This is a genomic window from Chryseobacterium paludis (assembly GCF_025403485.1).
Lineage (GTDB): Bacteria > Bacteroidota > Bacteroidia > Flavobacteriales > Weeksellaceae > Chryseobacterium > Chryseobacterium paludis.
The window spans coordinates 1,223,188-1,244,359 of sequence record NZ_CP099966.1 but is presented as its reverse complement, the minus strand read 5'-3'; the positions used below and the strand labels follow the sequence as shown (position 1 = coordinate 1,244,359).

General features: G+C 35.5%; 21 protein-coding genes. 14 read left to right on the top strand and 7 right to left on the bottom strand.

Features of this window, described 5'->3' with window-relative positions:
* Positions 1-30: 30 nt before the first annotated feature.
* Complete coding sequence (locus tag NG806_RS05310; RefSeq protein WP_261512231.1) at positions 31-1,251, top strand: MFS transporter; 1,221 nt, start codon at positions 31-33, stop codon at positions 1,249-1,251.
* 89 nt (positions 1,252-1,340) lie between these two features.
* On the opposite strand, the gene NG806_RS05305 is transcribed toward NG806_RS05310, so the two are convergent.
* Positions 1,341-2,264 (bottom strand): DUF3078 domain-containing protein, encoded by a 924-nt coding sequence (locus NG806_RS05305; RefSeq protein ID WP_214824870.1) that lies wholly within the window; start codon positions 2,262-2,264, stop codon positions 1,341-1,343.
* 309 nt (positions 2,265-2,573) lie between these two features.
* Here NG806_RS05305 and NG806_RS05300 point away from each other — a divergent pair, with 309 nt between their 5' ends.
* Positions 2,574-3,986: an aminotransferase-like domain-containing protein gene (locus NG806_RS05300; RefSeq protein WP_214824873.1), complete on the top strand. Its 1,413-nt coding sequence runs from the start codon at positions 2,574-2,576 to the stop codon at positions 3,984-3,986.
* A gap of 404 nt (positions 3,987-4,390) precedes the next feature.
* Complete coding sequence (locus tag NG806_RS05295) at positions 4,391-4,735, top strand: mannan-binding lectin (protein WP_214824876.1); 345 nt, start codon at positions 4,391-4,393, stop codon at positions 4,733-4,735.
* A gap of 335 nt (positions 4,736-5,070) precedes the next feature.
* Here the strand turns inward: NG806_RS05295 and NG806_RS05290 are convergent, their stop codons facing one another.
* Positions 5,071-6,159, bottom strand: coding sequence for an alpha/beta hydrolase (locus NG806_RS05290; protein WP_214824879.1), 1,089 nt, complete (start codon positions 6,157-6,159; stop codon positions 5,071-5,073).
* A 201-nt stretch (positions 6,160-6,360) separates the two neighbouring features.
* Here NG806_RS05290 and NG806_RS05285 point away from each other — a divergent pair, with 201 nt between their 5' ends.
* Positions 6,361-6,894 (top strand): carboxymuconolactone decarboxylase family protein, encoded by a 534-nt coding sequence (locus NG806_RS05285; protein WP_261512229.1) that lies wholly within the window; start codon positions 6,361-6,363, stop codon positions 6,892-6,894.
* A 64-nt stretch (positions 6,895-6,958) separates the two neighbouring features.
* Here the strand turns inward: NG806_RS05285 and NG806_RS05280 are convergent, their stop codons facing one another.
* Positions 6,959-7,816, bottom strand: a complete 858-nt coding sequence (locus NG806_RS05280; RefSeq protein WP_214824884.1) for a LysR family transcriptional regulator — start codon at positions 7,814-7,816, stop codon at positions 6,959-6,961.
* Between the two features lie 94 nt (positions 7,817-7,910).
* Between NG806_RS05280 and NG806_RS05275 the strand changes: the two genes are divergently transcribed.
* Positions 7,911-8,777, top strand: a complete 867-nt coding sequence (locus tag NG806_RS05275) for an alpha/beta fold hydrolase (RefSeq protein ID WP_214824888.1) — start codon at positions 7,911-7,913, stop codon at positions 8,775-8,777.
* 115 nt (positions 8,778-8,892) lie between these two features.
* On the opposite strand, the gene NG806_RS05270 is transcribed toward NG806_RS05275, so the two are convergent.
* The 3 genes from NG806_RS05270 to NG806_RS05260 form a co-directional block, all read right to left on the bottom strand.
* Positions 8,893-10,071 (bottom strand): acetyl-CoA C-acyltransferase, encoded by a 1,179-nt coding sequence (locus tag NG806_RS05270; protein WP_261512227.1) that lies wholly within the window; start codon positions 10,069-10,071, stop codon positions 8,893-8,895.
* A 41-nt stretch (positions 10,072-10,112) separates the two neighbouring features.
* Positions 10,113-11,654, bottom strand: a complete 1,542-nt coding sequence (locus NG806_RS05265; protein ID WP_261512226.1) for an MDR family MFS transporter — start codon at positions 11,652-11,654, stop codon at positions 10,113-10,115.
* Positions 11,655-11,960: 306 nt separating this feature from the next.
* Positions 11,961-12,299, bottom strand: coding sequence for a winged helix-turn-helix transcriptional regulator (locus tag NG806_RS05260; RefSeq protein ID WP_214824898.1), 339 nt, complete (start codon positions 12,297-12,299; stop codon positions 11,961-11,963).
* A 95-nt stretch (positions 12,300-12,394) separates the two neighbouring features.
* Here NG806_RS05260 and NG806_RS05255 point away from each other — a divergent pair, with 95 nt between their 5' ends.
* From NG806_RS05255 to NG806_RS05215, 9 genes are all read left to right on the top strand, one after another.
* Positions 12,395-13,939, top strand: a complete 1,545-nt coding sequence (locus tag NG806_RS05255; RefSeq protein WP_315941757.1) for an MFS transporter — start codon at positions 12,395-12,397, stop codon at positions 13,937-13,939.
* Positions 13,940-13,948: 9 nt separating this feature from the next.
* Positions 13,949-14,917: a class I SAM-dependent methyltransferase gene (locus tag NG806_RS05250; protein WP_251040444.1), complete on the top strand. Its 969-nt coding sequence runs from the start codon at positions 13,949-13,951 to the stop codon at positions 14,915-14,917.
* 104 nt (positions 14,918-15,021) lie between these two features.
* Positions 15,022-15,597: a Crp/Fnr family transcriptional regulator gene (locus tag NG806_RS05245; RefSeq protein WP_261512224.1), complete on the top strand. Its 576-nt coding sequence runs from the start codon at positions 15,022-15,024 to the stop codon at positions 15,595-15,597.
* Between the two features lie 104 nt (positions 15,598-15,701).
* Positions 15,702-16,247 carry a YceI family protein gene (locus tag NG806_RS05240; protein ID WP_261512223.1) on the top strand — a complete coding sequence of 182 codons (546 nt, stop codon included), beginning with the start codon at positions 15,702-15,704 and terminating at the stop codon, positions 16,245-16,247.
* 18 nt (positions 16,248-16,265) lie between these two features.
* Positions 16,266-16,484 carry a tautomerase family protein gene (locus NG806_RS05235; RefSeq protein ID WP_200246236.1) on the top strand — a complete coding sequence of 73 codons (219 nt, stop codon included), beginning with the start codon at positions 16,266-16,268 and terminating at the stop codon, positions 16,482-16,484.
* Positions 16,485-16,488: 4 nt separating this feature from the next.
* Positions 16,489-17,220, top strand: a complete 732-nt coding sequence (locus tag NG806_RS05230) for an SDR family NAD(P)-dependent oxidoreductase (RefSeq protein WP_261512222.1) — start codon at positions 16,489-16,491, stop codon at positions 17,218-17,220.
* Between the two features lie 71 nt (positions 17,221-17,291).
* A complete protein-coding gene (locus tag NG806_RS05225) occupies positions 17,292-17,666 on the top strand; it encodes a nuclear transport factor 2 family protein (RefSeq protein ID WP_261512220.1) in 375 nt (124 codons plus the stop codon).
* 30 nt (positions 17,667-17,696) lie between these two features.
* Positions 17,697-18,770 (top strand): NAD(P)H-dependent flavin oxidoreductase, encoded by a 1,074-nt coding sequence (locus NG806_RS05220; RefSeq protein ID WP_261512219.1) that lies wholly within the window; start codon positions 17,697-17,699, stop codon positions 18,768-18,770.
* Positions 18,771-19,120: 350 nt separating this feature from the next.
* A complete protein-coding gene (locus NG806_RS05215; protein WP_261512218.1) occupies positions 19,121-19,903 on the top strand; it encodes a carbon-nitrogen hydrolase family protein in 783 nt (260 codons plus the stop codon).
* Between the two features lie 503 nt (positions 19,904-20,406).
* Here NG806_RS05215 and NG806_RS05210 read toward each other — a convergent pair.
* Entirely contained in the window at positions 20,407-21,168 is a 762-nt protein-coding gene (locus tag NG806_RS05210) for a porin family protein (RefSeq protein WP_261512217.1), read from the bottom strand.
* Positions 21,169-21,172: the final 4 nt, after the last annotated feature.

The following is a 21,172-nucleotide window of genomic DNA, read 5'->3' as shown; positions in this document are numbered from 1 at the left end:
TCGTAAAATAATTAAAAAAAACGATGCAATATGGCAAGTAAAAGTACAAATCCAGTAGCTCAGGGTCCAGATGCTACTGTTGTTAAGGAACAAAAAATCCCACTAACAAAAGTTTTGGCTCCAATAGTGGTCTCCGTATTTTCGGCCTACCTTACAATAGGTATCGCTTTGGGTGCATTACCACCATTAATCAAAAATGAATTAAAATTTGATACTTTCATTGTAGGAATTGTGGTGGGGCTTCAGTTTTTGGCAACGTTATTAACTCGTGCCTATGCTGGGAAAATTACAGATACACTTGGTGCTAAAATAAGTAATCACCGGGGAATATTTCTGGTTTTAATCGCAGGAGTCTTTTATATTATAGGTAGTTCCGCAGTCCATTTTCCATTAATAGCACTTGGGATACTCATCCTTTCAAGGATAATACACGGTATATCTGAAAGTATGATGGTAACAGGAGCCTTGACTTGGGGAATTGGTTTGGTAGGACCTCATAAATCAGGTAAAGTAATGACCTGGAACGGAATTTCAATGTATGCAGGAATTGCTATAGGTGCGCCTTTAAGTATGTGGTTAGGAAATAGATTTGGAACAGGTGTTCCTTTTTTATTGATTCTTGCATTATCCGGTATAAGCTGGCTGTCTACCGCTAAACTACCGACTCTTGAAGTTGATCCGACCCACATAAGAACTCCATTTTATAAAGTAATAGGAAAGGTTTCGGATCAGGGATTGGCATTGGCTTTTTCTTCTTTAGGATTTGCCTGTATAGCTTCTTTTATCGCTTTACTATTCGCTGAAAAAAACTGGGATAATGCTTCTTTGGGATTTATCTGTTTTGGGGGCTTTTATATTCTTACCCGCATATTATTTTCTTCCTTCCCTGATAAATATGGTGGTTATAAGGTTGCATTGGTTTCATTTGTTATTGAAATTATTGGTCAGCTATTGATTGGTTTTTCTCATTCAGGATGGATGGCTATTGTAGGTTGTGCTCTTACAGGAATAGGTTTTTCCCTGGTATTTCCTTCTCTGGGAGTTTTGGCAATCAAGAAAGTTACTCCACATATGAGAGGAACAGCTTTAGGAGCTTACTCAGCCTTTTTTGATCTTTCCTTAGGATTGGCAGGTCCAATAGCCGGGATCATTGCCGGATGGTTCAGCTACCAGTCTATTTATATATTCGGTGCTGTAGGTGGTATGCTTGCCATTTTGGTTTTGGTAATGCGAAAGAACAGTCATGAGTAAGGTGATTTTAAACTACTTCTCATCATCTGATTTATAAAAAAAGACTAACCCGGAAAGGTTAGTCTTTTTGTTTGTATTGATGGACTCATTTATTTTTTCATCCAAGACTGATTGTCTTTTTTATCAGAGCGTTTTTTACCATTGTCGATATTATAAGCAAAACCAACTCCTAAAGTTTGTTTTAGCTGTGTCCTTCTGATCTGATTGTGATCATATAGTAAGTCTAGAGTTATATTAGTAGAAATGAATTTATTGATCTTCATATTTAAAATTCCACTGTAAGAAAGAACCAATCGATCTGGATGATCTAAATAATTAGAAAATACGGAACCTGTATTGGTAAGGTTGATGTTTTCCATGATTTTCAGTTTATAAATAGCTGTTCCTAAGAAACCGAACTGGAATAATGAAGAATCTCCATCATTTTTTAATCCATAAGTTCCGGCATATTGCAGATCTTTATCTAATACAAATGTCACTCTTGCATTAGCTGGACGTAGGGTCATGGTAAAGTTATCATTAGGTCTGTAAGTAAAACCGGCACCTACATTTAAATAACCGGGAGCCATAAAATTCGAGATCTTTTTAGCATCAGGGTTATTTCCATCTTCATATCCTGCTGCAAACTGAGTCTGTAGACTTACACCACCGGATACGTACCAGTTTTTGGCAATCTCTCTACCATAATTACTGGAGAGATTAATGACATCCTGTGTTTTTCTAGTTCCTACTCCCTGGGTGTTATTTTGCCCATAGCCAAGAATAATAATGTTTTCCCATAGATCTTTTCCTTTTTCATAAGTAAGGTTGTAATTTACACCTGCAAGCCAACCCACGTTGTTAGCTCCACCACCAACCCAATTCGAAAATGCAGCTTGGTTTAGCATTAAAGTGTTTTGACCCTGAATGCTCCATGCTTTAGTTGTATCTACTACAGGAGCTTCAGTTTTTACCTCTTGTGCAGAAGCAAAAATTCCAAAAGAAATGGAAAAGGTTAATAAAATTTTTTTCATAATTTAAAGATTTGGTTGCAAAAATAGAAATATAATTTTTGTTAAAAATTGTCAAAAAAACCTAAAATCACTTAAAATTAATGTTTTTTATCATACAATTTAATAATGTGATAGAACAATATTTTGCATATTGTTCACTTTTGTATGAAATATACAGTATTGATGGGTATTTCTGATAGAAATCATTTTGTTTATTTGAAATCAATTTAATATATACACCCTCTTTTGTTGGTATCTGGTGACTCTGTAATAATTTCATGGAGAAGGGAATTAAATTTCTTAATTTTAACAGATACATAAAATGATTGAATGAAAAAAGAAGTCCTGTATTTAAAGATTGCCGGAATCATTGAGAAACAAATTCTTAATGGAACCTTAAGGCTTGGCGATAAACTCCCGTCTATACGAACTGTACAGAAAGTGTATAATGTAAGTATCAATACTGTTCGACAGGCATTTCTGGAACTTGAAAGTAAATCATTAATAGAGCCTGTTCCAAAATCGGGTTATTATGTAAGTCGGGCTTCTCAAAGGAAATTTTCACTTCCCTCGGTTATTATATTAGAATCATTACAGAAAGAAAAACATCCTGAAGATCTTTTTAATAAAACTTTTGCTTCATCCGATAATAAAGATATTACCCATTTTTCTCTTGGCTTGCCTGAAAAAAGTCTTCTACCAATTGCTCAGCTTAACAAAAGTGTCGCTACGGTGATGCGCACTTTAGCCAACGGTGGTGCAACCTACGAATCGGTACAGGGTAATCTTAACTTCAGAAGAACCGTTGCCAGATGGGCGTTTATGCTGGAAGGTAAAATAACTGAAGATGATGTCGTGGTAACATCAGGGGCTATGAATGGAATGTTTATGTGCCTGATGGCAGTTACGAAACCTGGAGATAAAGTAGCTATTGAAAGCCCAGCCTATTTCGGAATCCTTAAGATGATAAGCGCCATGGGACTTGAAGCTGTAGAAATACCTTCAGATCCTGCAACCGGTTTGGATCTGGAAGCTCTTAAAAAGGTTTTGCCTACGATAAGTGCATGTTGCTTTATAGTAAATTTTAATAATCCTTTGGGCACTCTGATGTCTGACGATCATAAAAGAGAACTGGTAAAAATGCTTACGGAGCGTGATATTCCACTGGTAGAAAATGATATATTCAGGACAGTCTATTATGGAGCAGAAAGGCCAAAACCCTGTAAGGCATTTGATGAAGCTGGCATTGTAATGCTGGTCAATTCTGTATCTAAAACACTGGCGCCAGGTTATCGTGTAGGCTGGATTATTCCTGGAAAATACAAAGACAGGATTATTCAGCAAAAATTAATTCAAACACTTTCTACACCTGCAATTTATCAGGAAACGATATCACATTTTTTAGAGAACGGAAGATATGATCATCACTTGCGGACTTTCAGAAAAACAATACAGGCTAATTGTCAAAAACTTCAACAAGGAATAGAGGATTTTTTTCCGGATAACACGAAAGTTTCTCAGCCAAAAGGAGGTTTTATGCTATGGTTGGAGCTTGATAAAAAAATTGATACCGTAAAACTGTATGATATTGCCATCCGTCAAAATATAAGTTTCGCTCCGGGAAGGATGTTTACTCAATACAATCAATATAACAACTGTATGAGACTGAATTTTGCAATGGAATGGAATGAGAAAATAAACACTGACCTCCAGACCCTCGGGAAAATTGTTAAAGCCTGGTGATCTGTACCCTAATAAAAAACATCAACTGTATCTGTACCTCTCATACTGATTGCTCTAAATTTGTAAACAACAAAACCAAATGATTTTAAAAATTGACGAGGCTGTAAAGTAATATTTATAGCTTCGTCTTTTTTTATCGTCTCCAATATTTGTTGAGATTCATAATGTCAATATTTTTTTTCTTTTGCTTTCAACTTTTCTATCACTTTCCTACTGTTAAAATACATTTATATCAATTTTAAGAGAAATAATAAATATTGTTTTATCCTTTATTAATCGGATAAAAGCACTGGTCATGGGCATGCTAAGTATAAGTACTGAATAAAAAAAATGGTGCTTTATACTCTACTATTTGTTTTTTTATAATCGCAATTTTGGAATGTTAAACTTTAAAAACAAAAACCATGTCAAAATTCAAAATTAACATCGTAGCAGGTCCGCTTTGGAGCAACGATCAAGCACAGAAATTAGGTGGCCGTATCGCTGCGGCACATTTAGGAAAATTTACTGGACAATGGAGTACCATTGTTGAGGGAGAAATGAGTGTAATTGAAGTTGAGTATGATACTGCTCCTTCAGGGGATACTGAATATACTTTAGACGTTCTTGCAGGACCTATCTGGAGTAATGATGATGCTAAAGAAATATGTCCGTCTATTTGTGCATCTTATGGAGGTACTTGGAATGGACAATGGACAACAGTTGTTGAAGGCAAAATGAGCGTTTGCGGCTGTGTGTTTAAATTTTAGGAAATAAAAAGTTTCAGAGAACCTTCAGGAATTCCTGAAGGTTTTTTTTGATCTACTGCAAGGGAATAAATGCCCGTGAACAGCTGATTTTTTATTAAAGAATAAAAATGTATATTTGAAAATATTTTAATTATATGCATGCATAACATTAATATGTTATTAATAAATAAATTAAAATATTAATAAAATTACAATGTGTTACATAATATATTTTATTATATTTGCACTTCGAAATAATTTTTTTTCATCATTTGTGTTTTTTAAGGCCTCCCTCGGGAGGCTTTTTTTGGAGCTTAAATTGCTGGTTAAAAAATGAAAATGAATGCTCAAAAAGGCTATTGACAAACAGGCTTAACATCATTTAATAAAGTAACTAACATTTTACCAGGCTCCTCGAAAGGAATTAAATGAGCTGAATTTTCAAACCATATCCCCTTTTTTGTAGGCGCTTTTACATTTTGTATCCATTTTTCGGTTGGCTCAGAAGGAGTTGTATAGTCATGTCTTCCCATAAACATAAAGACTGGAATAGGAAATTTCTTGATGCTTTTGAAATCAACCTGTAGAAATTCAGGAAGAATTTTTCCGAGAGTAAAGAGACTTCCCTTGCCAATTGCTTCGGCATCTATATCAGAGTATTCAGGAGATAGCAGTGGAGCCTGGAAGAAATACTTTGAGTTATCTTTAAATGCTGTTAAGCCTCCATAATATTGAGGCCATTTTCTTGCAATAATAATCCGCTGCCTTGTAATGGGAATATTCCCAGGATATGGTGCTATTGTGGCCAGTTCTTTCAAGGCAGTAGTGTTTTTTAATCTGGTAGCTTCCTTTACTGCATAATCAACACTTAACCGTTCGTTATCCTTGGTGTTAATTACTTGCCCGATGCCAACATAAGCATAAAATAAATCAGGCCTTTTTAATGCAGCATTCATGGAAATTACAGTTCCCCAACTATGTCCAATGAGGATCACTTTTTTCTTTTTATATTTTTGTTTAATCAACTCGGCCAACTGTATTGCATCATCAACATACTGATCAATTTTTATAGTATTGTTTAATCTTAATGTATCATTCGCATTATATGTTTTACCAGATGCTCTCTGATCATAGTTGACGACCGTAAAATATTCCTCAATAGGCCTTTGAAACATCCACATCACCGGAGATATTGGAGATGCAGGACCACCATGCACAAATAAAATCATAGGATTGTCTTTGTTTTGTCCTCTTACATATACCCATTGATCTATCCCTCCAATTTGAGCTTTATATCTTTCCTGGATTCCATTGGGATTAGCAATCGAATCCAAATCTTTAATGATTTCTTTGGCGTTAGCATACTCATCGGAAGGTTGTTTATTTTGCCCAAAAAGAACAATTGAGCATAGTAGTATTATTAATAATGACAGTCTCTTTATCATTTGTGTTTATTTTTTTTAAGAATAATTCCTCATACTAAATACTAATATAAAGAAATAAATTTAGAACAGATTAGCAAAATGTGAATGTACAGGCTTATTTAATAAAAGGGAAAAAAGCATAAGCTTTCGGGAAATTACTCTATTCTTTTTAGGTCAGTGATGGTGCAACTTTGTACTATTAATTTTAAACAATAATTAAAAATGAAAAATTTTCAAATTCCTCAAAAAGAACAACTTTCAGAAGCTAACCAAAGTATTTTCAATCAACTGGAAAAAGGGATTGGATATGTTCCTAACCTTTTTGCCACTTTCGCTCATTCTGAAAATGGATTAAGTACCTATATGGGATTGCAAAATGCAAAATCTTCTCTAAAAGCAAAAGAAAAAGAGGTGGTGAGTCTGGTGGTAAGTCAATATAATAAATGTCTTTACTGTTTAAGTGCTCATACTGCTGTCGCAAAGCTTAATGGATTTAATGATGAACAAATTTTAGAGATCAGAAAAGTAAATATTTCTTTTGACTCAAAACTAAGTTCTTTGGCTAATCTGGTTCAGGAAGTAGTAAGTAAAAAAGGAGAAATATCTGATGAAGCAAAAGAAAACTTTTTTAATGAAGGATATACAGAAGGAAATTTAGTTGATGTGATTATTGCTATTGGTGATAAGACCATAACCAATTATTTATATGCTGTCACAAAGATACCCGTAGATTGGCCAATAGCTGCTGAGCTATAGACATTAAGTAATATTAAACAGAAAAGGCTGCCAATTTATGAGGTAGCCTTTTCTGTTTAATGAATTAAGTATGCATTGCTATAAATGCCTCTAAAGCTTGAGATTTTGGAATATTCTTTAAATAAATAAGTGAAGTTGATATGCTGCTTATCTCTTTGTTAAGTTTAAATACCTTTAACTTACGGGACTTATAATATTGTTCGATCAGTTCAACAGGGAGTATGGTGATTCCGAGACCAGCCTCAACAAAATTAATAATACCTTCTATGGAATTCAATACCATACTTTTGTATTCAATGATACCCCTTGAATTAAGCATTGCTTCAAGCCTTGCTCTATACACGCATCCCTGTTCAAATACAACAATACTTAGGTTTTCTTTTTTAAGGATCTGGTTGATTGATTTTTCTTCAAGAGAAGAAACGATAACCAATTCATCCTCCTTAATGTGGACCTGCTCAAGTTGTGAAGAATGAATAGGAACCGAAACAAATGCAGCATCCAGTTTATAATTTAATACATCATCAATCAGTTTGGTACGGGAATCTGATTTGAATTCCAAATCTACATGTGGATATATTTTCATAAAATTTGAAAGGATACCCGGAGCCTTAAATACTAAAGTGGTTTCTATACATCCAATACATAAATTTCCCCCTATCTGATCCGATTTTTTGATTTCTTTTTTAGCTTCATCAATAATATGAGAAATCTGACGCGCATACTGAATGAATGCATGTCCGGATTTGGTTAAAGAAACTTTTCTTGAAGTACGGGTGAAAAGTTGAGCTTCCAATTCTTCCTCTAATGTTTTTATTCTTGCAGTAACATTAGACTGTACCGTACACATCACATCTGCAGCTTTAGTAAAACTTCCGTGAACCGCTACTGCCTCAAATATTTTAAGATCATTTAAATTCATATATCATTTTTTGTGATAGTTGCAATCATAATTAATCGTTTTATGTAATCAAATATATGACGTAATTTTGAAATAACAAAAAACAAAAACAATTATGAACCCAACTATTTATTACAAAAACGTAGATGTTAACGGCCTGAATATTTTTTATCGTGAATCGGGACCAAAAGATGCTCCAATTCTATTGCTGCTTCACGGATTTCCTACTTCCTCACATATGTTTCGGGATTTGATTCCTACTTTAAATGATAAATACCACATCATAGCTCCTGATCTGCCGGGTTTTGGATTTACCGATGCTCCGGATCCATCGCAGTTTGACTATACTTTCGATAATCTTGCTAAAACTATGCAAGGGTTTATTGATACTCTGGAACTAAAAAGATTTGCTCTGTATATTTTTGATTATGGTGCTCCCACGGGTCTCAGACTTGCCTTAGCCAATCCTGAAAAAATAACGGGGATTATTTCTCAAAATGGGAATGCTTATGAAGAAGGTTTAAGTGAAGGTTGGAATCCTATGAAAAAATACTGGCAAGATCCAAGTAAGGAAAATCGAGAAGCACTAAGCGATTTTACTTCAAAAAAGATGACCATATTCCAATACGAAGAAGGAGTTCGTGATGTATCGCTTATTGCTCCGGAGTCCTATGCATTGGATCAGTATTTTCTGGACCGTCCGGGAAGAAATGATATCCAATTGGATCTGATGCTGGATTATCGTACTAATGTTGCTTTATATCCTGCATTTCAGGAATATTTCAGAAAATATCAACCACAATTATTAGCCGCTTGGGGGAAATATGACCCTTTCTTTTTACCTCCGGGAGCAGAAGCTTATAAAAGAGATATTCCGAATGCTACCATAAAGTTTTATGAAACCGGTCACTTTGCACTGGAAACTCATGTACAGGAAATAAGTAAGGATATCAGAATTTTTTTAGATCAATTACCGGCATAGCTAATTGAATATTTTCATTAATTAAAAAGAAAATGCCTGACCGAATCTGTTGTAAATTCGGTCAGACATTTTTTTCTATTAAGTTAGAAATGATTGATCTTAACAAGATTTCATTCTACCTATTTAAATTTTCAATAACCATCGCTGAAGCTCCCCCACCACCATTACAGATCGCTGCTACTCCATATTTTCCTTTTTCCTGTTGTAACACATTAAGAAGGGTAACCAGGATTCTTGCTCCCGAAGCTCCTATCGGATGACCAATAGCTACTGCTCCGCCATAAACATTAACCTTCTCAGGATCAAATCCCAGGATTTTCTGATTTGAAAGAACTACTGAAGCATAAGCTTCATTAATTTCAAAATAGTCTACTGCAGAAAGATCCAGATTAGCACTTAAAAGTGCTTTTGGAATTGCTAACGCTGGCGAAGTGGTAAACCATTCCGGAGCCTGAGCGGCATCTGCATATCCTATGATCTTGGCAAGTGGCTTTAGCTGATATTTTTGTACAGCCTCTGCAGAAGCCAGAATTAAGGCAGCAGCTCCATCATTTAAATTGCTGGAATTAGCTGCAGTAAGTAATCCGTCTTTTTCAAAAACAGGTTTCAGCTGAGCTATTTTTTCCGGGATAAGCTTATAAATATCTTCATCCTTATCGATTGTAACCGTCTCTTTTCCTTTGGTGACTTCAACAGGAACAATTTCATTTTTAAATTTTCCCTGAGCCGTTGCATTTTGCGACTTTTGATAAGAAGATAAGGCATAATCATCCAGCTCCTGTCTTGTATGTCCGTATTTTTTTATACCCAGCTCTGCTGCACTTCCCATGTGGAAATTATGATAGACATCCCATAATCCATCTTTGGTCATCCCATCGGTAAGGGTAATATCACCCAATTTCTTTCCGTTTCTTAGAAAAGCATAATGTGGAACATTGCTCATGCTTTCCATACCTCCGGTTACGATAAGATGTTCTAAACCAGTCTGAATTTGCTGTGCTCCCAATGAAGTGGCTTTCATTCCTGAGGCGCATACTTTATTAATTGTTGTGGCATCTTTGTCATAAGGAATATCAGCAAAAATAGCAGCCTGTCTTGCCGGAGCCTGTCCTACTCCTGCACTCAGTACATTTCCCATATAAACACTGTCTAATAATTCGGGTTCCAATGAAATGCTTTTATATGCTTCACGAATGGCTAAAGCTCCTAATTGTGGTGCAGAAAAACCAGATAAATTTCCAAGTAATCCACCTACAGGGGTGCGCTTTGCTGATACAATAAATACTTCTTTCATGATAATTTTATAGATTTTTATTGAATATTATTTAGTTCTTTCTAATGATCTGCCGAAACGATCACTATTTTTTTGTTCTTATTTCTTTTCAGAAAAAATAATAATAAAGGTAATACAAATATAAATGCCAGACCAATAACCATATATGCATCAATATAACTTAAAAAAAAGGACTGTTTTACAACTATTTTTTCCATTAAGGCAATTGCCTTTTGCTGAGCTTCAGGAAATCCAAAACCTTTGCTCTGAAAAAGAGAAGTGTAGGTTTGTAATCGATCCATCACTGATCTGTTATCAGGAGTAAGATTTGAAATTAAATCGGTGCGGTGTAGGGCTACTCTTCTTGCGATATAAGTATTGATGATTGATATTCCAAAAGATCCGCCAAGCTGTCGCATCATATTATTGATCGCTGTTCCCTGTGGCATATCTTCTGATTTCAAAGAGGAAACAGCAAGAGATGCCAACGGAACCGTAAGTAAAGCCATTCCCAGTGCTCTAAATATTAAATTAATAGAAATTGTTGCAAATGAAACTTCCAGATTCACCTGACCCATAGACCAGTTAAAGTAAATAAAACAGCAAAATCCCAATAATACAACTAAAGCAGGTGGGACTCCTTTTTGCAGTACTTTCCCGGTAATGATCAGTGCAAATACGGCAATAATAGATCCTGGCAGGAGCAAAAGACCTGCCTGAGCAGGATTAAATCCTAAAAATCGCTGAGCAAGTACCGGAGTAAGATAGATGGAAGTAAACATACCAATGCCGGTTATGAAAGTAAGAATAGCCGATATACTGAGCGAAGGATGCTTAAGTACTGATAGTTTAACCACCGGATGCGGGATAGTAAGTTCTCTGTGTACAAATAAAACAAGCGACAAAACAGCGGCAACAGTGAGAAAAACAATATATCTTGTAGCAAACCAGTCTTCTGTTTCTCCACGTTCCAGCACGGTTTGTAAAGAGCCAATTCCAATAATCAATAAAATAATTCCCCACCAGTCAATCTTTTTAACCTTCTGTCTTGTCGGTGATTCCGGGAGTAAACGGAAACATAAAATCGCAGCCAGAATACCTAAAGGAATATTAATGTAAAAAATCCATCTCCATGAAAAATTATCGGTGATAAACCCACCTAGTGTAGGGCCAATAGTAGGTCCGATGAAAACTCCGATTCCAAATAAAGCACTGGCAATGTTCTGTTTTTCTTTTGGAAAACATTCATACACCACCATTGCTGATACAGAAAGTAAAGCCCCTCCTCCAATACCTTGAAGGAATCTAAACATCACCAATTCCCAAAGGTTGGTTGAATTCCCACACATAAAGGAACATACGGTAAATAGTATAATAGAACCGATATAATAATTTCTGCGCCCCAGATTATTTACAAGGAAACTGGTCATAGGAATGATGATCACATTGGCGATACCATAGGCTGTAACTACCCAGGAAATATCTTCTAAGGTGGCACCAAGATTTCCGCTCATATAATTAAGGGCTACATTCACAATGGAAGTATCTATCAGTTCCATTATAGCTGCGGAGATCACGGTTATGATAAGAATTATTCTCTTCATTTCTAAAGTTTTTATAATATTTTAATATACCGATCGGTATATTTTATTTCAAAAAAAACACTTAATTATTAAAGCTGTTTTTGTTTTTTTTATTCGTTTTGTGTCGGATTCAAAATAAGTTGCAAAGATATAAAATAAATATACCAATCGGTATAATTTTTAATATTGAATAATAAAAAAACATTTATTAGTTTGAACGGCTTTTATTTTAAACATTATTAAAAGATCGTAAGTTGCTTTCTGAGTAATCCTTATTCTTTAAAAATCTGCTTAATGATTTTGAACTGACCATCTAAGATTGCAATACTACTTTCCTATCACCTCTTCACGATGAATAAGCCCCCAGTTCCAAAGTTCAAACAATACATTTTTTAATGACATACCATGTGGCGTCATGGTATATTCTACTGTTGGAGGGGAAGTATCGAAGACTTCTCTATTGACTAATTTATTAGCCTGTAAATTCTTTAACTCTTTTGACAGGGTTTTGTCTGTTATTCCAGGGACCTCTCTTGAGAGCTCTTTAAAACGCTTTGGTCCACTGCACAATGAATAAAGGATCAATAGTTTCCATCTGCCCTCTACTGCATCCAAAGCGTCTTTTATAGATAACATGGCTTTTGAACAATCATTATCAGGTATCATAATAGTTACAGTATTTAACTTACTTTCTTTTTGGATAGTGCTATCCAAAGGGGAAGTAATATCATTTGGATAGTAAAGGTAATTAATTTTGTAGCATGAAAGAAAAAGATCTCACAAAACAAACAATTTTTGATGAAGGTAAGCGTCAAAGAAGAATGATACTTATCACAGTTTGCCTTGCGTTAATGGCAGTAATTGCTTCTGTAAGCGGGCTTAATGTGGCACAACCGAAATTGGCAATAGAATTCAATGCATCTCAGACTAATATATTGTGGATGATCAACATTTATACAATAAGTTTAGCCGCTTTACTATTGCCTCTCGGTGCTATTGGCGACAGAATTGGACGCAAAAAAATACTGCTTGTTGGTTTATTTATTTTTGGAATAGCAAGTATGATGTCGGGTTGGGCAACTTCTTCTTTTATGATGATTGTTGCTAGATTTTTGTGTGGTGTTGGTGCGGCAATGATCATGCCCGTGACACTTGCCGTTATTACATCTACATTTCCTGAGGAAGAACGTTCGAAGGCCATTGGTATTTGGACCGGTGTGGCTGGAGGTGGCGGGATTCTGGGGATGTACCTTTCTGCGGTTTTGGTTGACCTTGCCACCTGGCGTCTGCTTTTTGTTATTCCTGTGGTCCTTGCTTTGGTATCAATTGCTCTGGCGATTCGATATGTTCCCGATTCTACAGAAAAAACAGAACCGCAGTTTGATCTGGTAGGTTCTCTCCTATCGATAATTGCAGTAATTGGCATCGTTTATACACTACATGAAGCTCCGGTTCATGGCTGGACAGAACCACTAACGTTAGGATCCCTGATTACAGGAGTGATATCGGCTGTACTATTTGTGCTTTGGGAATTGCGCCAGAAAGCGCCAATCCTTGATGTATCTCTTTTTATGGAACGTGGTTTATCCAGTGGATCTATATCATTACTGGCGATTTTTGGGGTACAAGCCGGAATATTTGTAGTGCTCTTCCCCTATTTTCAGGGTGTATTAGGTTGGTCAGGTCTACGTTCTACACTTGCGATGATGCCTATGGCTTTACTTATGATGCTTGCTTCAGGTTTTGCTCCTAAAGTAGCCATGCGAATAGGAAGACGTTTTACCATGGCATCTGGGATTTTATTAGGCGGTTTTGGTGCTGCTCTTATGGCTGTATTTGTATCTGTAGACGGCGGTTATCTGTCGGTACTTCCCGGAATGCTTGCTATGGGATTTGGAATGGGATTAAGTATGACTCCTTCTACCGAAGCTATAACTTCAGCATTGCCTGCTAGTCGCCAGGGAATCGCTTCTGCGCTTAATGATATTACCAGGGAACTCGGAACAGCTCTCGGGGTTGCTTTACTAGGATCTCTGGTAAGTGCAGGCTACAAGAGTATGATCGATAAAAAGTTAAATGGAATTTCTACGCATGCTGCGACGTTGGCTCGAGAAGGCATTTCTAATGCACTTGCTGTTGCTCCGGAAACAGGTGATCAATCTGCTTTACTAATTCGCATTGCCCGTGAATCTTTTGTATATGGTTGGAAACAGGCCATGTGGGTTGGTGCTGTTGTTATGCTGATCCTGTTCATGTATGTTCTTGTGTATGGACCTAAAAGGATAAATAAAGAAATTTTAAGTTAAAAAAATTCAATGGAAAATAGATGGATATTTAAAACAGACCTTCATGGACAAGATGATACAGATCCTATTTTGGAAGCTTTGAGAAATGTTTTGACTGACTGTAATATTGATTTCATTAAACAGAATTCTGAGGTATTGCTTCAGGTTGATGGATGCTCAGTGGACACTGAACTTATTATTTCAGAGGCTGGAAAATTAGGTTTCAACTGTGGACAAATAATAGATAAAATAAATATTGGTGGGATTAATTCAGCAGAAGATATGAAAGTATTTTGGGACGACAGTTTTATTAAACATAAGACCATGTGGGGTTTTGAACCTTCACATTCTGCAGTACTGACTAAAGAACTGTTTATGGAACAGGATGTGAATAATATTCTTATTCCAGGGATAGGATATGGTAGGAATGCTCAGATCTTTATAGAAAATAAAATTAAGGTAACAGGAATAGAAATCTCTAAAACTGCCATTAAACTGGCTGAAGAGCAGTTTAAAAATAAAATGAAAATTTTTCAGGGATCGGTCACAGAGATGCCCTTTGACCTCCATTTGTATGATGGAATTTTCTGCTATGCACTTCTTCATCTATTAAATGGTGATCAAAGAAAGAAAATGATCAGTGATTGTTTTAATCAATTACAAAATGAAGGCTGGATGGTCTTTTCGGTAATTTCTAAAAATTCTCCAAACTATGGAAAAGGAAAAGGGATCGGAAAGGATACTTTTGAAATTGGAAAAGGAGGACAGCTTTTTTTCTATGACATGGAGGCTGTACAGAAGGAATTTAAAGAATATGGGCTGTTGGATTATTTTGAAATTGATGAGCAGACAGATGCCGTGACAAAATTATCAGCATTCAAATTTATAATGATCATTTGTAGAAAAGAAAATAAAAATGAATCAGTTAAAAATGAAAGTGATTGTAAGTCAAATAGTATTTCTGTTGTTTTTAATAAAATGCTGTCTTACAATTACTAGATGTCACTGGCTATATTCTTTTATTAAAAATAAAAATGAGGTTTAACAAAATCATTTATCAAAACTGTTTACGTTGTATATTTGTAAGAGTATAACAGAACATAATGACCGATCCTAAAGAGATATTACAGCAGCATTTATCACAATTTGTCTCTCTGAACGAAGAGCAATTGGAATATGTGTTTTCCCATTTTACTATGATCACTTTAAAAAAAGGTCAAATGTTATTATCTGAAGGTACTGTCATAGATCAGGAATATTTTGTACTGGATGGCTGTCTGAAAGCTTTTTATGTAAATGATAGTATGAAAATGTTTATCCTTCAGTTTGCCATGCCTAATTGGTGGGTTTCGGATTATAATGCACTCTATAGTCATCAGAAGGCAACGGTAAATATTGATTGTATTACCAATGCAACGGTATTGGCCATATCCAATGCAAACAGGGAGAAAATATGTGGTGAGATTCATGAGATAGAGCATTTTTTCAGGTGGAGAACAAATAAAGGTTATGTTGCTGTACAGAAGCGACTTCTTTCACTGATGAATAATGACGTAAAATTCAGGTATGAAGAGCTTTTATCAATGTATCCGCAACTGTATAATCTGGTTCCTAAACATCTGATTGCTGCTTACCTTGGAGTTTCCAGAGAAACGCTCAGCAGATTATATCACGCTTAATCTCTTTTAAATATAATTCTTCAGTTGTATAAATAGTGACCCAGGTCACGTAACTTTTTGATGGTCTCAACGGAACTTTGTGTCAACATTTAAACATAGAAAAAATGAATACACAAAATTTTAAAATAAACAATGAAAAAAGCATTGTAGAATGGACCGGAAGAAAAATAACCGGAGCACATAACGGAACTATTGGAATTAAAGAAGGGACATTCTCTTTTAAGGACAACCAACTCTCCTCTGGAACATTTATTATTGACACCCGTTCCATAAAAATTCTTGATATTGAAGATGCTGAAACCAATGCACAATTTGCAGGGCATTTAGCTTCCGATGATTTCTTTAATTCTGATCAGTATCCTGAATCAATATTTCAGATTAAGCATGCAGAACCAGGAGACGATCATCTGTATTATGTAACCGGTGACCTTACGATTAAAGGAATCACCCACCCTGTTGATGCAGTTTTGAAAATTGCGACTCAGGAAAACACAGCTACTGTTCAAAGCAAAATTGTTCTTGATAGAACCAAGTATAATATGAAATTTAGATCAGGGAATTTCTTTACCGATCTTGGGGATACCCTGATATACAACAATTTCGACCTTAATATTAATTTGGTTGCAGAAGCAGCTGAAAATAATTTTTAACATCTAAAATTTAAAATCATGCCTTACATAAAAATAGAAGTTTTACGTGACGGAGTTACCAGAGAACAAAAACAACTTTTGATAAAAGGAGTAACAGAATTGGTAACATCAGTATTGAATAAAGATCCACACCTTACCCATGTAGTGATTGATGAAAAAGAAGATGATAACTGGGGATATGCAGGAGAACAGGTTTCTGTATTAAAAGAACAAGGATTTTCAACGGAAAAAAAGTAAAGAAATGAAAAAACAAACCGTTATTGTAACAGGAGCTTCATCAGGAATAGGATTGGAAGTAGCAAGATATTTTCTGGAAAAGGGAGATAACGTTGTAATCAATTCAAAAACACTTTCTAAATTAGAACAGGTTTTCAATGAATTGGGAGGTGGGGATAAGCTTGCCATGGTTGCTGGTGATGTTGCTGACAAATCTATTGGTGATTTATTGGTAAAAACCGCTCTTGAGCGATTTGGCTCTGTGGATGTGCTGGTTAATAATGCAGGAATTTACGAAAATAAACCATTTTTAGAAGTAACAGAAGAACATTTTGATAAGTTTTTAAGAACAAATCTTAAAGGAACTTTCTTTACCACGCAATCGGTTATTCCGCAGATGCAAAAGCAGAAAGATGGGGTAATCATTAATATTGGATCACCATTGGTCTATCATGCTATGGCAGGATCACCTTCTACAGCTCCAATATCCAGCAAAGGGGCGATCCATGCTTTAACGCATCAGCTTGCTGCTGAATTTGGAAAGGATAATATCAGAGTGAATACTGTTGCTGCAGGACTGATCAGGACACCAATGCATGATGAAAATATTGATAAAGCTGCGGGACTTCATCTGTTAAACCGTATTGGTGAACCGGAAGAGGTAGCACATATGGTGTATAGTATTGCTTGTAATAAGCTGATAACTGGAGCTATTATTAATGTGGATGGCGGTATGGGAGCCGGTCATTATCTGTAATGAAAATTGTATTATTAATGGCATGGCTGCTTAGTTTCCCAATAAACAGCCATGCTCAAAAAACTAACACTATGAAAAATAGTACAGAAGAAACCGCTATAAGAAAGGCTCTTGAGCAATATTATTTTAAAGGTATTTTTGAGGGCAATACAAAACTTTTGAAAGAAGTATTTTTTAAGGATGCGCTTCTTTTTGGAGATGTAAAAGGTGTTGCTTATCATAAAACAGCAGCACAATACATAGAAGGTGTGGGTAACAGGGTAAGTCCTGAAAAAGCAGGGGTACAGTTTAAACCGGAAATTATTTCTATTGATGTGATCAACTCTATTGCTGCGGTAAAATTAAATGTAAAGATGTACAATTATAATTACTATAATTTTATTACTTTTCATAAAATCGATGGTAAATGGCTGATCGTCAATAAAACCCTTACGGATGTAGAATAGTTATTTAAACCAAATCAATCGTATTTATTTATGTGGAATAAAAAAAGAATAACAGATTTCTTGGGCATTGAATACCCAATATGGCAAGGGCCTTTTGGTGGTGGCTTATCTACTGTTGAATTGACCTCTACGGTTAGTAATATGGGTGGATTGGGAGGATTTGGTGCATATACTCTTAGTCCACAGGAGATCTATGAGAAAGATCAACAGATCAGATCACAAACAAAAAATCCCTATAATCTTAATCTCTGGGTCTCTGATACGGATTATAGAGATCACGAGGATACTGAAAGAAAATATAAAGAAACGGTAGAGACGTTTAGACCTTATTTTGATCGTTTAGGAATAGAGATTCCTACTCTTCCACCCTCTTTTGAATCCAGGTTCCAGAATCAGCTGCAGGCAGTTCTGGATATCAAGCCCAAAGTTTTCAGTTTTATGTTTGGTTTACTGGATCCGGATATTGTAGAAGAATGTCATAAAAGGGGAATTTTACTCGCGGGGAATGCTACAACATTAGATGAAGCGATAGCTCTGGAGAATATTGGAGTGGATTTCATTGTTGCTTCAGGATTTGAAAGCGGAGGCCACAGACCTTCTTTTCTCGATAAAGCTGAATTTTCCACGACAGGAACTTTTGTTCTGATTCAGCTTATTAAAGATAAAGTGAAAATTCCTGTGGTTGCTGCAGGAGGAATAGCAGACGGAAAAGGTATTGCTGCTGCATTAACGTTAGGTGCTGAAGCAGTACAGATCGGAACAGCTTTTCTGGCATGTGAAGAATCTGGCGCGCTACCTGACCATAGAGAAGCTCTTTTTTCTGAAGCCTCTAAAAATACAAGGCTTTCAAGAGCTTACACGGGACGACTTGGTAGAGGAATTACTACTGAAATACTAAAAGATCTTTCTGAAAAGTCAATCGCCCACTTACCTTTTCCATTGCAGACTACTTTCATGTCACCATTGCGAAAAGCTGCCTTGGAACAAGGAAAGAATGAAATGGTATTTTTCTGGGGAGGTCAGATTGCTCCTATTTTAAAGTATAAAAATGCATCGGTTTTAATGGAGAGCCTGATTGAGGAAACGTCAAAAATATTCTCATGATTTAAATTGGATATTTATTTTCTTTCTCGCAGATGACACAGATCTCTTTGATCGGTGATAGAAAAAAGATCAATAGAAACGGGCTTTAGCCCGTTTACTTTTTTATGCATTCTAATGGCTTTAACCGAAACCAAAAAAAAATCTAAATTTTGGTTAAACCTCAATCCTATGGTATTGCACGCGATGAATAAATCTTGATTGTTTTTATAAATTCATTTTATGGAAACTTGTTTTCAGAAATTTAAAGAATTAAATTTGTGGTACTACGAAACCATATCATTTTTAGCCAATTTCTAATTTGGCAGAATTAAAAATTATATTGGATCCCTTTTACTCTAATACATTTAAATATGAAAGTTACCGTTTGCGAGCTTAGCGATAATAAGCAACAATTTCAAAATGACTGGAAAGATCTAAAGCTTTATCTTGAAACTACATTCTCTGACCTTCTACTATTACCTGAAATGCCTTTTTATAAATGGTTGTCAGCTAGCAATGTTACATCGGATGAATTAAAACAGGAAAGTGTAAAGGAACATCAGTTATGGTTGAAAGAAATAGAAACTCTTGGAGTTCAATACGTAGTGTATTCTATACCGGAAATTGTGGAAGATAGATATCTGAACACCGCTTATGTATTCGAAAAAGGGAAAGGACACCACAGACTTCATACAAAAGCTTATTTTCCTGAAGAAACTCATTTTTGGGAGGAAACATGGTTTGACAGAGAAGAGCCCGCTACTTTTGAAGCATTTGATCTCGGAAATTTTAAAATAGGGATTCTCTTATGTACTGAACTTTGGTTTACAGAAAAAGCCCGTCATTATGGAAAACAGGGAATTGATATTCTGTTCTGTCCGAGAGCAACAGGGAAAACTTCTGTAGAACAGTGGATTAACTGTGGGAAAATTGTCGCTATTATTTCGGGAGCATATTGTTTAAGTTCCAACAGATCAGGATTGGGTGAGAATAACTTTGAATGGGGAGGTACAGGTTGGATCGCAGAACCGATGAACGGAAATCTATTAGGGAGATCTTCTGCTGAGGATAAATTTATAACCCATGAAATTGACTTAGAAAAATCTAAAGAAGCAAAACAGGAGTACCCATTATATGTGAAAAGTGATTTTTAAAAGAATATGGTTTGGTTTATATTCTCAAAGAAATTGAAAGTTCGAGGAAGTCAATGACAAAATGGATGTTTATTTTCTTTCTCGCTGATGACACAGATTGAACAGATCTCTTTGATCGGTGAGAGAAAAAAGATCAATAGAAACGGGCTTTAGCCCGTTTATTCTTTTACATATTCAATGGCTTTAGCCAAAACTTACAAAATACTATAGGTTTTGGCTAAAGCCAATGCATGTTAGATTAAATAAGCCTGGCTAAAGCCAGGCTCTATTGATAATACGGAACATATACGAGTCTACGAATGAATATGGATTTAGTTAGAATTCGTGCGAAAACTGAAAGTTTGAGGAAGACAATGACAAAGTTGGTATTTAAACCCTTTCGTAAACTCTAATAAAAAAATCTATGTCATCTGCTCAATCTGCGAGAGAATAAAATGCTAAATAGAAAGAGATTTTAACCCAGTTCTTAAAATACCTTCAGGCTTTGAATCTATTTGTATACATTATTCAGCTGAAGAATGATGTGATGCCAGGTCATAGGCCAATGAAAGCATAAACCCCCGGTTATATATTTTAATCTTATCTTTTTTAGAATTTCCATTGGCAGAACTGTTGGCATTCTGAAAGAGATCTGTAAAACCGTGATTATATCTGAACCCAACAGACCATCTGTCTTTTAGTTGATAATCTACACCAAGGTTTATTCCGAAATCAAACTTTTGAAGATAATAGCTTTTACTTTCATCATTAGCAGCATCTCCAAAAATACTCTTATCCCGGAAAAGATCCCCATTTTGGTCTTTCCGTTTTGTGTTGGCAGCTACTAAAACACTTACATAAGGTCCAGCATAGAGCCGGAACTTTGAGAGTTGATAATTGATATTGGCAGGAACAATATCAATATAAGAGCTATTAATGGCCGATTTATAGAGATGATCATCAGTGTCTTTATAAATGACACCTACTCTTCTTTGATTAAAAATCAGTTCATGAGTAAGCCCAATATTTCTGTTGATCTTTGTATTAACGAAGATTCCCACATAAATACCCGGTTTGAATTTCGTATCTGAATCTGCAAAAATAAAGTCTCTTTCTTTACCATAGAAATTATAGTAATTAAGTCCGGCTTTCACTCCCCAGCCTATACGATTTGTATTCAGCTCAAAAGTATCAATTTCTGAAGAACTGTTATTTTCAAATATGGTTTGGGCATACGAAAACTGTTGCCCCAATATGATAATAAGTATAATTAATATTTTTTTCATTGTT